General features: G+C 61.9%; 15 protein-coding genes, 4 tRNA genes and 1 rRNA gene. 1 reads left to right on the forward strand and 19 read right to left on the reverse strand.

What is annotated here, in order from left to right:
* Positions 1-141: 141 nt before the first annotated feature.
* The 11 genes from AC6H4Z_RS13825 to AC6H4Z_RS13875 all read right to left on the reverse strand — a co-directional run bounded on the left by AC6H4Z_RS13825 (position 142) and on the right by AC6H4Z_RS13875 (position 6,281).
* A 16S ribosomal RNA gene (locus AC6H4Z_RS13825) occupies positions 142-1,666 on the reverse strand.
* Between the two features lie 531 nt (positions 1,667-2,197).
* Positions 2,198-2,270: transfer RNA gene (locus AC6H4Z_RS13830), tRNA-Lys, on the reverse strand.
* A gap of 33 nt (positions 2,271-2,303) precedes the next feature.
* Positions 2,304-2,377: transfer RNA gene (locus tag AC6H4Z_RS13835), tRNA-Arg, on the reverse strand.
* Positions 2,378-2,402: 25 nt separating this feature from the next.
* Positions 2,403-2,476 (reverse strand) — tRNA-Pro (locus AC6H4Z_RS13840).
* 100 nt (positions 2,477-2,576) lie between these two features.
* On the reverse strand, positions 2,577-3,212 hold the full coding sequence (locus AC6H4Z_RS13845) for a non-canonical purine NTP pyrophosphatase (RefSeq protein ID WP_497542544.1): 636 nt from the start codon (positions 3,210-3,212) through the stop codon (positions 2,577-2,579).
* A complete protein-coding gene (gene rph / locus AC6H4Z_RS13850; protein WP_497542545.1) occupies positions 3,199-3,882 on the reverse strand; it encodes a ribonuclease PH in 684 nt (227 codons plus the stop codon). The genes AC6H4Z_RS13845 and rph overlap by 14 nt, the downstream gene beginning before the upstream one ends.
* 37 nt (positions 3,883-3,919) lie before the next feature.
* Positions 3,920-4,396 carry a D-glycero-beta-D-manno-heptose 1-phosphate adenylyltransferase gene (gene rfaE2, locus AC6H4Z_RS13855; protein WP_497547050.1) on the reverse strand — a complete coding sequence of 159 codons (477 nt, stop codon included), beginning with the start codon at positions 4,394-4,396 and terminating at the stop codon, positions 3,920-3,922.
* Between the two features lie 2 nt (positions 4,397-4,398).
* Complete coding sequence (locus AC6H4Z_RS13860; protein ID WP_497542546.1) at positions 4,399-4,749, reverse strand: hypothetical protein; 351 nt, start codon at positions 4,747-4,749, stop codon at positions 4,399-4,401.
* Positions 4,746-5,186, reverse strand: coding sequence for an LPS assembly lipoprotein LptE (lptE, locus tag AC6H4Z_RS13865; protein WP_497542547.1), 441 nt, complete (start codon positions 5,184-5,186; stop codon positions 4,746-4,748). The genes AC6H4Z_RS13860 and lptE overlap by 4 nt, the downstream gene beginning before the upstream one ends.
* A 28-nt stretch (positions 5,187-5,214) precedes the next feature.
* Positions 5,215-5,850, reverse strand: a complete 636-nt coding sequence (locus tag AC6H4Z_RS13870; RefSeq protein ID WP_497542548.1) for a hypothetical protein — start codon at positions 5,848-5,850, stop codon at positions 5,215-5,217.
* On the reverse strand, positions 5,847-6,281 hold the full coding sequence (locus AC6H4Z_RS13875) for an acyl-CoA thioesterase (RefSeq protein WP_497542549.1): 435 nt from the start codon (positions 6,279-6,281) through the stop codon (positions 5,847-5,849). Before AC6H4Z_RS13875 ends, AC6H4Z_RS13870 begins: the two co-directional genes overlap by 4 nt.
* A gap of 62 nt (positions 6,282-6,343) precedes the next feature.
* On the opposite strand from AC6H4Z_RS13875, the gene AC6H4Z_RS13880 reads away from it, so the two are divergent.
* Entirely contained in the window at positions 6,344-7,123 is a 780-nt protein-coding gene (locus tag AC6H4Z_RS13880) for a UDP-2,3-diacylglucosamine diphosphatase (RefSeq protein ID WP_497542550.1), read from the forward strand.
* Here AC6H4Z_RS13880 and murI read toward each other — a convergent pair.
* From murI to secD, 8 genes are all read right to left on the reverse strand, one after another.
* Positions 7,064-7,867, reverse strand: coding sequence for a glutamate racemase (murI, locus tag AC6H4Z_RS13885; RefSeq protein WP_497542551.1), 804 nt, complete (start codon positions 7,865-7,867; stop codon positions 7,064-7,066). The two genes, AC6H4Z_RS13880 and murI, sit on opposite strands and share 60 nt — an antisense overlap.
* The gene (locus AC6H4Z_RS13890) at positions 7,867-8,454 is read right to left on the reverse strand and encodes a hypothetical protein (RefSeq protein WP_497542552.1); all 588 of its coding nucleotides are present in this window, start codon (positions 8,452-8,454) and stop codon (positions 7,867-7,869) included. The genes murI and AC6H4Z_RS13890 overlap by 1 nt, the downstream gene beginning before the upstream one ends.
* A 36-nt stretch (positions 8,455-8,490) precedes the next feature.
* Positions 8,491-8,588, reverse strand: a tRNA-Sec gene (locus AC6H4Z_RS13895).
* A gap of 7 nt (positions 8,589-8,595) precedes the next feature.
* Positions 8,596-9,654: a selenide, water dikinase SelD gene (gene selD, locus AC6H4Z_RS13900; RefSeq protein ID WP_497542553.1), complete on the reverse strand. Its 1,059-nt coding sequence runs from the start codon at positions 9,652-9,654 to the stop codon at positions 8,596-8,598.
* An 18-nt stretch (positions 9,655-9,672) separates the two neighbouring features.
* Positions 9,673-10,056: a RidA family protein gene (locus tag AC6H4Z_RS13905; RefSeq protein ID WP_497542554.1), complete on the reverse strand. Its 384-nt coding sequence runs from the start codon at positions 10,054-10,056 to the stop codon at positions 9,673-9,675.
* On the reverse strand, positions 10,053-10,847 hold the full coding sequence (locus tag AC6H4Z_RS13910) for a TatD family hydrolase (protein ID WP_497542555.1): 795 nt from the start codon (positions 10,845-10,847) through the stop codon (positions 10,053-10,055). The genes AC6H4Z_RS13905 and AC6H4Z_RS13910 overlap by 4 nt, the downstream gene beginning before the upstream one ends.
* 48 nt (positions 10,848-10,895) lie before the next feature.
* Positions 10,896-11,909 (reverse strand): protein translocase subunit SecF, encoded by a 1,014-nt coding sequence (gene secF, locus AC6H4Z_RS13915; RefSeq protein ID WP_497542556.1) that lies wholly within the window; start codon positions 11,907-11,909, stop codon positions 10,896-10,898.
* Positions 11,909-13,600, reverse strand: a complete 1,692-nt coding sequence (gene secD / locus AC6H4Z_RS13920; RefSeq protein ID WP_497542557.1) for a protein translocase subunit SecD — start codon at positions 13,598-13,600, stop codon at positions 11,909-11,911. Before secD ends, secF begins: the two co-directional genes overlap by 1 nt.
* Positions 13,601-13,606: the final 6 nt, after the last annotated feature.

Below are 13,606 nucleotides of genomic sequence, written 5' to 3' on the forward strand. Positions count from 1 at the left end.
CAGCATCGACACTCATCACTCCGAAGAGTGCGGTGTCAAAACTGAAGAAATTGAGATTTGGGAATGGATGTTCGAGACGAGCGACTTACGAACGCTTTCCGCTCACGGAGACCGAAGTCTTGGAGCTTACTCGCGATCCGTTAAGGAGGTGATCCAGCCGCAGGTTCCCCTACGGCTACCTTGTTACGACTTCGCCCCAGTCACTGCGCTCGCCTTCGGCCGCTTGATCCCTTGCGGGTTTCGACACGGACTTCGGGCGCTCACAGCTTCCATGGCGTGACGGGCGGTGTGTACAAGGCCCGGGAACGTATTCACCGTGGCGTAGCTGATCCACGATTACTAGCGATTCCAGCTTCATGGAGGCGAGTTGCAGCCTCCAATCCGCACTGAGATCGGCTTTCTGGGATTGGCGCACTCTCGCGAGTTGGCAACCCTCTGTACCGATCATTGTAGCACGTGTGTAGCCCTAGACGTAAGGACCATGATGACTTGACGTCATCCCCACCTTCCTCCGGTTTGGCACCGGCAGTCTTTCTAGAGTCCCCGACTTTACTCGCTGGCAACTAGAAACGGGGGTTGCGCTCGTTGCGGGACTTAACCCAACATCTCACGACACGAGCTGACGACAGCCATGCAGCACCTGTGCATGGACTCCGAAGAGGGGCCCTGGTTTCTCAGGGCTTTCCCATGCATGTCAAGCCTAGGTAAGGTTCTTCGCGTTGCGTCGAATTAAACCACATGCTCCACCGCTTGTGCGGGCCCCCGTCAATTCCTTTGAGTTTCAGCCTTGCGGCCGTACTCCCCAGGCGGGGCACTTAATGCGTTAGCGCCGGCACTCAGGGGGTCGCTCCCCCAAGCACCTAGTGCCCATCGTTTACGGCGTGGACTACCAGGGTATCTAATCCTGTTTGCTCCCCACGCTGTCGCGCCTCAGCGTCAGCTACTGCCCAGCAGGCCGCCTTCGCCACCGGTGTTCTTCCGGATCTCTACGCATTCCACCGCTACACCCGGAATTCCACCTGCCTCTACAGTGCTCAAGCCCGGAAGTATCGACGGCCGACTCGGGGTTGAGCCCCAAGCTTTCACCGTTGACTTGCCGGGCCGCCTACGCGCCCTTTACGCCCAGTGATTCCGGACAACGCTCGCACCCTCCGTATTACCGCGGCTGCTGGCACGGAGTTAGCCGGTGCTTCCTCACCCGGTACCGTCAGGCTCCTCGAAAGAAGCTGTTCGTCCCGGGCAACAGTGGTTTACACACCGAAATGCTTCATCCCACACGCGGCGTCGCTGCGTCAGCCTTTCGGCCATTGCGCAAGATTCCCCACTGCTGCCTCCCGTAGGAGTCTGGGCCGTCTCTCAGTCCCAATGTGGCTGGCCATCCTCTCAGACCAGCTACCCGTCGTCGCCTTGGTGAGCCGTTACCTCGCCAACTAGCTGATAGGCCGCGAGCCCCTCTCAATGCCCCGGAGGTTTCCTCGTAACGGGACTCCCCGTCACGATCGTATGCGGTATTACCCGGCCGTTGGGCCGGCTATCCCCCACATCGAGGTAGGTTGCTCACGTGTTACGCACCCGTTCGCCGGTTGCCCTTGCGGGCCCCCGTGACTTGCATGTGTTAAGCACGCCGCCAGCGTTCGTCCTGAGCCAGGATCAAACTCTCCAAGAGTGTTTGAAATAGCTCTCTCGAACTACGCTGTCTCCGCTGTCGCTTGTGCTAAGCGTCGACAGCGTTGTCCGAATCACAGAAATGTTCGGTCTAAACTCTTCCCGATGCCCCGAACGGACACCGGATCAATGAGTTCGCCTCGCACATCCAGATTCCCAAACTCAATTATCAAACAGCGTTATAAGCTTCGCGTCGCATTCAGCGACAGCCTTTAATCATACCAAGATTCGGTCACATCGTCAAGTCAATTTCGAAACATTTCTTCGACATTTCCGCGACCAAAATCGCAGAGCGACTCGACAACTTCGAAGCCATTCCTACCAGCCTCTACCGCCCAAAAACTCGCTGCAAAAACCAACAAACTTCTGGGCGAGCCCTAATCATAAACCTCTGTACTCCAGCCCTCAACCCCTAACGCGAGATTTTTTCATCCACTTTCGTGGCTCTCACGCCCCGAGCTGAGGACCCTCAACTCACTACTCCACCGACGCTACGGGGACCCGTGGCCGGGTCCCCGTAGCACGGCAATTATGGGCCGTGTAGGAATCGAACCTACAACCTAGCGATTAAGAGTCGCTTGCTCTGCCAATTGAGCTAACGGCCCGAGCATTTTCGGGCGAGACCTACTCCCGTTTGACGCGCCAGGAGGGAATCGAACCCCCGACCCACAGCTTAGAAGGCTGTTGCTCTATCCAACTGAGCTACTGGCGCTTCATCCACCAATGGCGGCCTTAGGTCGGGGCGCCCGGATTTGAACCGGGGACCTCCTGCTCCCAAAGCAGGCGCGATACCAGGCTACGCTACGCCCCGCGAGCCTTCGAATGTATCCGCACACCCGAACAGAATCAACTGCTCAGTTTCGCTGATTTTCAATTCGGATTTCACCGCCCCCTGCAACCACCCACACCCCCTAACCAAGCCGCCCGACCTCGGCGCCCACACGCTCGAGCAGCGCCCGAAATGCACGCGCTCGATGACTTACGCTCTCCTTCGACGCACGGTCGACCTCGCCGAACGTACGACCGAGCTCGTCTGACCAGAAAAACGGGTCGTACCCGAAGCCAAACGTGCCGCGAGGACTCTCGACAATCGACCCGTGCACGACGCCGCGACTCACGAGCTCGCGCGCCCCATCGACGTACGCCGCAGCGCAAACATAGTGAGCCCGCCGGTCGCTCACCCCGTGTAGCCGCTCGAGGAGCAGACGATTGTTCTCATCGTCGAGCGCCTGCCCCGCGAGATCGGTGCGACCGCTCCATCGCTTGCTGTGCACACCAGGGCCGCCGCCGAGCGCATTGACGACGAGTCCTGAATCATCGGCGAACGTCGGCCGCCCACTACGGGCGTGAAAATACCGCGCCTTTGCCAGCGCATTCTCTTCGAACGTCGCAAACGCCTCGAGCGCATCCTCGTCCGGTGTCTCATCGATGCCGGCGTCACCGAGATCGATCACGGCGACGCGATGTGCCGCAAACAACGGACGTAGCTCGCGAATCTTTCCGCCGCTACGGGTCGCCAACAGCGACGCGTCGTCAGCGAAGGGCAAGTGCGCGCTGCTGTGCAACGTCCAACTCCCCGAGGCCCTTCACGGCGAGGTCGAGCAGCGCGTCGAGCTCTCGACGGTCGAACGTTCCGTGCTCGCCCGTGCCCTGGACTTCGACGAATCCGCCTTCGCTGCTCATCACAACATTCATATCGACGGCAGCGCGAACATCCTCTTCGTATTCGAGATCAAGACGCGGCGTCGTCCCGATCACGCCCACGCTCACCGCCGATACGCGGCGTTTCACCGGCGTCGCGGGGATTCGTCCGCTCTCGACGAGCCAGTTGAATGCATCCACCGCCGCCACGCACGCGCCCGTGATCGACGCGGTTCGCGTACCGCCGTCGGCGACGAGAACGTCGCAGTCGAGCTTCACGGTGTATTCACCAAAGCGAAAGTCGTCGAGCATTGCGCGAATGCTCCGACCGATGAGGCGCTGGATTTCCTGCGTGCGTCCGCCAATCTGCGTGCGCTCTCGCGACGTTCTCGTCTTTGTCGCGCGCGGCAGCATCGCGTACTCGGCGGTGAGCCAACCCTCGCCACGACCGCGTTTCCATCCGGGAACACCTTCTTCGACGGATGCCGTGCACAGCACACGGGTCGCACCAAACGAGATGAGGCACGAACCCTCGGCGTACGGCGCGACGCCGCGCTCGAGGGTTACAGGGCGCATTTGATCGTCGGTGCGTCCAGAGCGAGTCGGAACGGTTTCAGTGGCCACGGAGACGGGCAATGGTGGATGTCGTAGAGTGGCCCGGCGTGAGTGGAATGACGACGACATCCCCGCCCCATCCGCGGACTTCAGTCGCGCCGACGATCGAGGCTTCGGTATAGTCGCCGCCCTTGACCAACACGTCGGGGCGGAGCACGGAAATCAATTCGAAAGGCGTATCGTCGTCGAAGACGACAACCGCATCGACCATCGAGAGCGCGGCCAGCACGTAGCAACGCTCAGGCGCGCTGCGAACCGGTCGCTCGGGTCCTTTGAGACGGCGCACTGATTCGTCGCTGTTGACGCCGACAACGAGGGCGTCGCCGGCGCGACGTGCGCCGAGGAGAACATCGATGTGACCTGGATGCAGCAGGTCGAAAACGCCGTTGGTGAAAACAACCTTGCCCGATACCGTCGCGCGCCACGCTCGCGCGCGCTCCCAACTCATCACACGTTCGAGTGGATCGGAGATCACGCTCAAGGCGTGCCCTCGGCGTGCGGATGGAAATGCACCTCACGCACGTACATGGGCACTTCGATGTTCACGTAGTAGTCGGACTCGATGGCGATCGACTTGTCGGTACGCCGAATTGAAATCTTAGTGGCGCCTTCGGGCAGACCAAGTGAATCAGCCGACGCTTTGAGGTGCGCGAGAATCTGATCGTTCGTCCGCTGACTGGCGAAACGAACTTCCTGGCGCATGTCATCCTGATACTGATAAAAACGCCAGTAGACGCGGCCGATGTTCGCACCGAAATAGACGATTGCGGCAACGACGAAAAGACTGAACAGACATCCCAGGGCCGAAGCCCCACGCCGTTGATTCACCAATTGCTCTGTACCCCCTCGATGATCTTCTGAACCAGCTTCGCGATCGCCTGCTTCCGCCCGTCGGGTTCTGCACGCTCGGCGTAGTCCGCCTCCTCGCGCAGCGACTTGTTCTGGTAGAGCACGTGACCGTTCGACTGATCGATGATCTCGACTTCGATGGTGACTTGCAGGCGGCGACGCGCCGTCACGGCCTGCTGCGGGTTGGCGCTGAAGCTTACGGGAATATCGGCATCGTACGACACAAGCGTCCCATGCGCCAGCGCATCGGCGCGCTCACGCGGCGCGTCACGAACACCCAACCGCTTTTGCAGTTCGGAGTGCATCTGGTCGTACAGTTCTTTGGGAAGATCGGGCGACGTCGTCTGATTGTCGAACGGAGCGACGGCCATGGTGCCGATGTTCGGCGGCAGACCCCCGCCCGCGAAGCTGTACATACAGCTCGTGAGCGACAGCAGGAAAAGACTACCGACTAAACCGCCAAATCGACGCATCAAATCCGGGGACCTCTTCACGACGAGTAATCGACAGCTGGAGCGAACGACGCGCTCCCTCGTTTCGGTAGCGCACGTGTGACGCGTCTGTGCGCTCGACCCATTCTGCTACCCGCCCTCCCGAGACTCGTTCGGCTCTTACTAGTGTGTCACCGCGGAACGTGAGACGCCAAGCGACCGGACTTCCGATGTCTGCGCGAAGGAGCGGACCGTCAATTCTGATAGCGGTATCGGGCAAATTCGGGAGCGCCACACGCCCGAGCGCTGCCCACATCAAGGTAGGTGGTGGAATGAATCGGCGCACCATATCACCACCGGGCGCATCGAGCGAATCACGAATGAGAATGGCCGCGCCACCAAGACTTCCACCGAGATAGAAATCGAGACGAGCACTGTCTGGAGCCGCAATCCGTGCGGCTCCATCACCGCGACCAGCCAACCCGCGATCATCGAGCTCCCAATCGAAGACGAGCAGATAGTGCCCGGGGAAAAGAACAGTTCGCGGGAGACGCTCCGCAGGGGCCGGAGCACCGGTCAACGGCGTCAGTTTCGGCGCGCAGGCGGCGACGGCGCAAAGGAGCCCAAGCGCGGCAAGGCCTCGCTTCATGTGCGGTCGAAGAGCGCGCGCACGACGGTCGGCAGCGCTGTCGGCCTGCCTTTTGGATCGATCGAAACGAGCGCTGTGCGCGCCGTCACCAATCGATGGCCGCTGTCGGCCTTAGTAATCACGTAGTCGAACGTGATCCCTCGCGATCGGACTTCGGCAAGCGTCGTACGAATCCGAATCATGTCGTCGTAGCGTGCCGCCGAGTGGAAACGCGCCGAGAGTTCAGACACCGCGAGCCCAATGCCGGCGCGCTCCATGTCGGCATAGCTCATCCCGCGCGCCCGAATGAAGTCGGTACGTCCGACTTCACACCACACAAGATAGTTCGTGTGGTAAACGACACCCATCTGATCGGTTTCAGCGTAGCGGACGCGAAACTCGACGTCGTGGAACAGCGGCGCGACCTCAGCGCCAGTCGATTCGTTGGTCACGCGGCGAAGATCGTTGGGAAGCTCATGTTTGTAAAGCGACTGGACGGTGATAGAATTCGCGCGTGCTGACCACGCCGTGCTACATCATTTCCGACGCACATTTGGGGTTCGCATCGGCGGACGTCGAGCGCGCCATCATTTCCTTCGTTCGTCACGTCGCCGAGACCGGCGGATCGATCGTGATCAACGGCGATCTGTTCGAGTTCTGGTTCGAGTGGAAAACGGTCATTCCGCGACGTGGGTTTCGCACACTCGCCGCATTGGCCGACGCAACGGACGCCGGCGTCTCGATCACGATGATCGCCGGCAATCACGACTGTTGGGGCGGCGACGTCTTGCGTCGTGACGCCGGCGTCGACTACAGATTTGGTCCGTGGCTTGGGGATCTGGCCGGTTGGCACACGCGCATCGAGCACGGAGACGGGCTGCGCTTGAAGGAGGACCGGCGATATCGCCTGCTCCGCCACGTCCTGCGCAACTCGCTGGCAATTCGTTCGTTTCGTTGGGTGCACCCCGACGTCGCAACGCGCTTGGCGACGGGAAGCTCGCAAGCCAGCCGCACCTACTCCGCTCGTGATGGCGGACGCGGCCTCCGTGACGCGGCCATTCGGGCCGGTGAGGCAGATCGGTCGCTCGAGCTCATCGTGTTCGGCCATTCGCACGTCGCGACGCTCGAGCGGTTGCCCAACGGCGCGATCTACGCGAATCCAGGATCCTGGCTCGATGCGCCGACGTTCTTGAAAGTGACGCAGAACCAGATTGCGCTCCGGCAGTGGGATGGATCAGCCGAGAGTGCGGATCTCAACACCTTCCATCGTTCCGCCGAGAAAGCGCTGCCCTAGTTGGAGAAACTGCAGCGGATCGTCGGAGGCGATGAACCGATAGACCGGATCCGCATCAGACTTCGCGGCGAGCTGCGCCGACGCGAGCGTGCGCGCCGTCTCCGCCGCGGTCTCCTCGGCGCTGTCGATCAGGCGCACGTCCGGTCCGAGTACATCGCGCAAAAGCGGCTTGAGCAGCGGATAGTGCGTGCAACCGAGAACGAGCGTATCGATTTCGGCTTCGAGCATCGGCTCGAGATACTCGCGCGCGATCAATCGCGTTGCGTCGTGATCCGTCCAACCCTCTTCGACGAGCGGAACGAACAACGGACACGCGCGAGGCGTCACGAGGACGTCAGGGCTCAGCGCGCGAATCGCGCGCTCGTAGGCGCCTGACTTGATCGTGCCCGCGGTGCCAATCACGCCGATGTGACCTCGCCGTGTTGCGGCGACGGCGGCACGCGCACCTGGCTCGACGACGCCGATCACTGGCATATCCATCTCATCGCGCAACACGGTGAGCGCATGCGCCGTCGCGGTGTTGCAAGCGATGACGATGCCCTTCACACCCTGATCGCGGAGAAAGCTCGCGATTTCGCGACTGTACCGACGTACTGTATCGGGACTCTTTGGTCCGTAAGGCACGCGCGCGGTGTCGCCGAAGTAGACAATACTCTCATGCGGCAACTGTCGAATGACTTCGTGCGCGACTGTCAGGCCGCCAATGCCAGAGTCGAAGACGCCGATGGGCGCCGGGTTCGTCATCACCACTTGAACGACGCGCGGACCGTCGTTCCCCCTGATCGCGGGAGGATACTCAGACCCAGTCGCGCCGGAACGTCCCAGAGGTGTGCAGCGACGAACGCATCTGCGCCAGCAAAGAGATGGTTGGCAACGAGAAGCGCAGCCCAATCTTCGACGTGTGCGGCGCGTGTGTGCACGTACGCGTCATTGAATTGCGCCGGCGCCACGAACGGAGGCGTGAGAACTTCACCCTGATCGTTCACATACTGCGTCACGACACTGTCGTTCGCGGTTCGCCGCGCCTCGTGCAGATCAGCGCCCGACTCGCGAATCATCGCGATACTGATTGCTTCAACGAGTAGAAACGCCGCAGCCGCTTTGTGACGGCCAAGCACGGCCTGCGAATAGCCGGGCACGAGAAACGAATACAGGAAGGCGCGTCGCGGCGTAATCGGCGGTTGCAGGAGTGCGGCCGACGGCGGCGGCGGTGCTGGGACGGCCCGCGCCGCGCTATCGGGCCGCTGCGCGCCGACGTGCGACGCGCACAACATGAGCGCTGCGATCAGTGGAACGAGTCGCGAACTACGCGCGAAAAACCAGAGTTTCATCACTGAGTAAGTCGGTCGCGACCGGCGTGGACGAAATGGCGGGAGTGCATGGGAATCGAACCCACCCAACCCGACGTGGTCAGGTCGCGAACGGTTTTGAAGACCGTGAGAGCCACCAGGCTCCATCCACTCCCTCGTAGCTCACGCAAGCACGAGACCGTAGCGCTGCCGCGGAATGATCTCACCGATCTCCACACCTTCGGGGATGAGCGAAAGGTACTCGGCAACTTTAGTCGCGGGCACGGCGACGAGGAGTCCGCCCGACGTCTGCGGATCCATGAGGAGGGCGCGATCGGCCTCGGAGGCATCGTTCCAATCCACGCGCGATTCGAGGTAGGCAGCATTGCGTTCAGCGCCACCCGTTCGAATACCGCGGGCCCACGCCTCTCTTGCGCCCGGCAGCCCGGGCACGAGCCTGGGATCGATCTTCAACGTGACTCCACTCGCTTCGGCAATGTGCGATGAGTGGCCGAGGAGACTGAATCCGGTCACGTCCGTCGCGCACTTTGCGCCGACGGCAATCGCTGCGCGGGAAGCTGCACCGTTGAGCTTGCACATCGACGCATACAGCGCCGCAGCCTCATCGGTTCCAAGTTCGCCCCGCTTCCCCGCGGTAGCCAGAATGCCGGTCCCGAGCGGTTTGGTGAGCACGAGCCGCTCACCGACCGACGCGCGTGCGTTGCTGAGAATCCGCTGCGGATGGACACGGCCGGTCACGGAGAGCCCGAACTTCAACTCCTCGTCGATGATGCTGTGCCCACCGACGACGAGCGCCCCGGCTTCGTGCACCTTGTCCTGGCCGCCGCGGAGAATCTCGGCCAGCACATCGGTCGAGAGCTTGCCGGCGGGAAAACCGACGATGTTCAGCGCCGTGAGCGGCTCCCCCCCCATGGCGTATACATCGGACAGCGCATTGGTCGCAGCGATCTGACCAAAAAGATACGGATCGTCGACGATCGGCGCGAAGAAATCGACCGTCTGCACGAGTGCGAGATCATCGGACAACAGGAACACGCCGGCGTCGTCGAAGGTCTCGCGACCAACGAGCAGCCGTGGGTCCGACTGAATCGGCACGGCCTGCAACGCGCGCGTGAGATCCGCGGCGCCCAGCTTCGCGGCACAACCGGCACACCGCGCGAAGCTGGTGAGACGAACCGTGTCTTCGAACGCTGGCGATGTCGTCGATGATAGATTTGTCATAACACTCTGCTAATCGGCCTACGGAACCGCGACGACTGCCTCGATCTCGACGAGAACACTGCGTGGAAGTCCCGCGACCTGCACCGTCGATCGCGCCGGCCGCGCGTCGCCGAGGGCTCGTGCGTACACCTCGTTGACGGCGGGAAAGTCGCTCATGTCCTGCAGAAAGATCGTCGTCTTCACGACATCCTTCCACGTCGCGCCGACAGTGGCGAGTACTTCGGCGAGATTCGCCATCACACGTTCGGTCTGCGCACCGACGTTGCCCTGCACTACCTGGCCGGTGGCGGGATCGATGGCGATCTGACCGGCCGTGTAGAGGAAACCGTTGGCGACGATGCCCTGCGAATACGGACCGATGGCGGCAGGCGCCTTGTCCGTGTGAACGATCTTCAAGCTCACAATTCGCTCCTCGGGGAAATTGGAAGTCTGAACAGGCGCACGGTATTCGCCAGCGTCAGCGCTCCGCACGCCGTTGCGTCGATGCCGCGGGCCGCGGCCACGCGCGCGACGGTGAAGCTAACCCAAGCGGGCTCGTTCCGCTTCCCGCGATTCGGGACAGCCGCCAAGTAGGGCGAGTCCGATTCGACGAGGACGCGATCGTCGGGCACGAGGCGAATCAGGGCGTCGTCGTCCCATTTCTTGAAGGTGACGATGCCGCTGAAGGACACGCACCACCCGGCCGCCAGCCCCACCTCGGCGAGGTTGTGTGAACCCGTGTAGCAGTGCAAAACGCCGCGAATTCCAGCCGCACCCGCCTCGGCGACCATGGCCGCGGTGTCCGACTCGGCCTCGCGAGTATGGACTACAACGGGGCGATCGAGCTCTCGGGCGAGCGCGAGTTGCGCAGCGAAGGCGCGACGCTGGAGGTCTCGCGGCGAATGATCGTAGTGATAGTCGAGCCCACATTCGCCGATGGCGACAGCGCCGCCCTGCACGAGTTCTCTGATCGCGGCGACGTCAGCGATCGGATCGAAATCGGCGGCATCGTGCGGATGGACCCCAGCGGTCGAGAAGACGAATCCGGGATGGGCGGCGGCGATCGTCGAGGCGCGCGTGGCCGCGGCAATCGACTCTCCAATGCACACAACCGCGCGCGCGCCAGTAGCGCGGGCGCGATCAATGACGGCATCGCGGTCATCATCGAATGCCGGGTCCGCGAGGTGGGCGTGGCTGTCGATGAAGGTGGTCATAGATGCACGAACCGCCGCACAGGGCGGCGGTTCGTCGATTCAGTTGGTCTAGCGGGTTCCGACTGGAGTCGGTCGCTCACGCTTGCGATCCTCGGCAAGTGCGCGGGCCGTGCCCTTCGTCTCGGTGCCCGTGCTACGCGGCCACTTGTGCTCGATCCACAGAAGGATCGGACCGGCAACGTAGATGGAGCTGAACGTTCCGGTGAACACACCGAACGCCATGATCCACGAGAACGGACGAATGACTTCACCAGCAAAGACGAGCAGCGACAGCGTCGCGGCAAGCACCGTGGCGTGGGTCAACACGGAGCGCGGCAGCGTTTCGTTGATCGACCGATTGAGAACGTCGCGCAACGACTCCTTGCGCTGCTTCTTCAGATTCTCGCGAACGCGATCGAAGATGATGATCGTGTCATTGAGCGAGTAACCGATAACCGTGAGCAGTGCGGCAACGACGGTCAGCGACACCTCGAGGTGCATCATGGCAAGGAATGCCATCGTCGTGAGGATGTCGTGTGCCGTGGCGATGACCGCGGCCACACCGAAACGCCACTCGAACCGGAACGCCAGGTAGATCAGCGTCACGAGGAACGAGATGAGAATCGCCGTGAATGCCTTGGTCTTGAGCTCAGCTCCGACGCTAGCACCAACCGATTCAGCGCGAACGACCTTTGCCGCATTTGCCGGAAGCGACTGCTGAAGCGCGTTGACGATGGCGCCGCCGACACTGTCGGCGTTGGCCGCCGCCTTTGCACCCGCCGCAGGCGGAACCTTGACGAGGTACTCGTTCGGCGAACCGAACGCAGCGATTTCAGCTCCTGCGAAGCCCGCCTTATCCGCCGCTGAACGAACTACTTCAGCCGCCGCCGGACCGTTCTGGAACTGAAGCTGAACGACGGTGCCGCCGGTGAACTCGATGCTGTAGTTCACCGCTTCGCCCGTGCGCGCTCGGTGATACGCCATCAGCGCTACGCCGAGCAGGATGAACGCGATGGTCGCAGCGACCGCCGTTCGCCAATGCTTGACGAAATCGTATTTGGTGTCGTGAAGAATGCGCAGCATTAGATGCTCAACGTCTGGGCACCGCGCGAGCGGTTCAGCCACAGGAGGTAGAAGGTCCGCACCACGAAGATCGAGGTGATGAGCGAAGCGAAGATACCGGCGATCAGGGTGACAGCGAAGCCTTTGACCGGACCTGTGCCGTACTGGTAGAGCACCGCAGCCGTGAGGATCGTCGAAACGTTGGAGTCGACGATCGCCGGCATGGCGTGGCGGAAGCCTTCGTCGATTGCCGTTCGAACAGTCTTACCGCGGTCGAGTTCTTCACGGATTCGCTCGAAGATCAGCACGTTCGCGTCGACGGCGATACCGATCGACAGAACGAAGCCAGCGATTCCTGGAAGCGTGAGGACCGCATCGAAGCCGGCAAGCGCAGCAAGCGTGTACAACACGTAGAGCACCAGTCCGCCGACTGCAAGCAGTCCGGAGAAGCGGTAGTAAACGATCATGATCAACACGACGAGCGCGATGGCAATGATGCCGGCGCGAGCGCCCTTGTCGATCGAATCCTGGCCGAGGCTTGGTCCGATGGTCTGCACCTGAGCAACGCGAAGCTTCACGGGAAGCGCGCCGGCATTGAGCACGAGCGCGAGATCCTGAGCGGCCGCGAGATCCTTGCCACCCATCGTGATCTGACCACGTGTGCCGATCGCGCTGTTGATGACCGGTGGGCGTCCCATCACGCGGTCATCGAGGATGATCGCCATGTAGTCGCCCACGTGCTTGCCAGTCTCACCGCGGAAGCGACGTCCACCTTCGTTGCTGAGCTCGAACTCGACGATCGTACCTTCGGGGCCCGTGTTCGGACGCGCCTTCGTCAGGTATTCGCCGGTGATGATCGGCTTGGAATCAACGAGATAGTACGTGCGATACCACTTCCCCTGCAGCAACGACGAATCGGTGCCGGGAATGAAATCCTTTCCCGGCGGCATCACGGCGCGAACCGCCGAGTCAGCCAGGTAATTGGTCAGCGCGGGGATCTTGCTCACGTCGACGTAGAACTCGCCGGGCATCTGGCCCTGTTCGAGCAGCGTCGAGAGCGCACCACCAGGCTGGAGCTTGAGAGAATCAGCGGCAGCCGCCGAGTCTTTCTTTGCAGAGGCGACAGCTCCCTTCTTGGTCGTGTCCGCCTTCTTCGACGTATCCGACGTCGTTAGCAAACCCTGAAGACCCTTGTTGGCGGCCGAAGCGGTCTTGGCGCTCGTGTCGTTCTTGGCGACGAGGCCACGCTGCTTGATCGCGGCATCGAGCCGCGGCAGTGCTCGTTCGAGCGCCTGGGTCTTGTCGGTGATCTTGAATTGGAGGAAGGCCGTTTCTTCGACGACCTTTCGCGCGCGAGCCGGATCCTGAATGCCGGGAATCTGAACGACGATGCGATCAGAGCCCTGCTTCTGGACGACGGCTTCCGACACGCCGAATCCTTCGATACGCGTGCGGACCGTCTTGAGCGCGCGATCGAGGGCTTCTCCCCTCTGATCGGCGGGAATGGTCTGCTTCGAATCGTCGACTTCGAGCGCGAGGTACGTTCCGCCCTTGAGATCGAGGCCTCGCTGCAGGGGAACCTTACGCGAGGTAACGTCCTGGAGTGTTCCGTCCGGCTGTCGTTCGCGCCGCGTAACGTTACGCGGGAACAGGAACCAGACCGACACCAGACAGAGGCCGATGATGGTCAGTACGCGATACTTCAGGGGCATACGACT

Source organism: Leucogemmata humicola, assembly GCF_055379415.1.

Coding starts and splice junctions, on each gene's coding strand:
- murI (WP_497542551.1), bottom strand. CDS start 7,867: ATGACGAACCCGGCGCCCATCGGCGTCTTCGACTCTGGCATTGGCGGC.
- selD (WP_497542553.1), bottom strand. CDS start 9,654: ATGACAAATCTATCATCGACGACATCGCCAGCGTTCGAAGACACGGTT.
- AC6H4Z_RS13870 (WP_497542548.1), bottom strand. CDS start 5,850: ATGAAGCGAGGCCTTGCCGCGCTTGGGCTCCTTTGCGCCGTCGCCGCC.
- AC6H4Z_RS13890 (WP_497542552.1), bottom strand. CDS start 8,454: ATGAAACTCTGGTTTTTCGCGCGTAGTTCGCGACTCGTTCCACTGATC.
- lptE (WP_497542547.1), bottom strand. CDS start 5,186: ATGTACAGCTTCGCGGGCGGGGGTCTGCCGCCGAACATCGGCACCATG.
- AC6H4Z_RS13910 (WP_497542555.1), bottom strand. CDS start 10,847: ATGACCACCTTCATCGACAGCCACGCCCACCTCGCGGACCCGGCATTC.
- secD (WP_497542557.1), bottom strand. CDS start 13,600: ATGCCCCTGAAGTATCGCGTACTGACCATCATCGGCCTCTGTCTGGTG.
- secF (WP_497542556.1), bottom strand. CDS start 11,909: ATGCTGCGCATTCTTCACGACACCAAATACGATTTCGTCAAGCATTGG.
- rph (WP_497542545.1), bottom strand. CDS start 3,882: ATGCGCCCTGTAACCCTCGAGCGCGGCGTCGCGCCGTACGCCGAGGGT.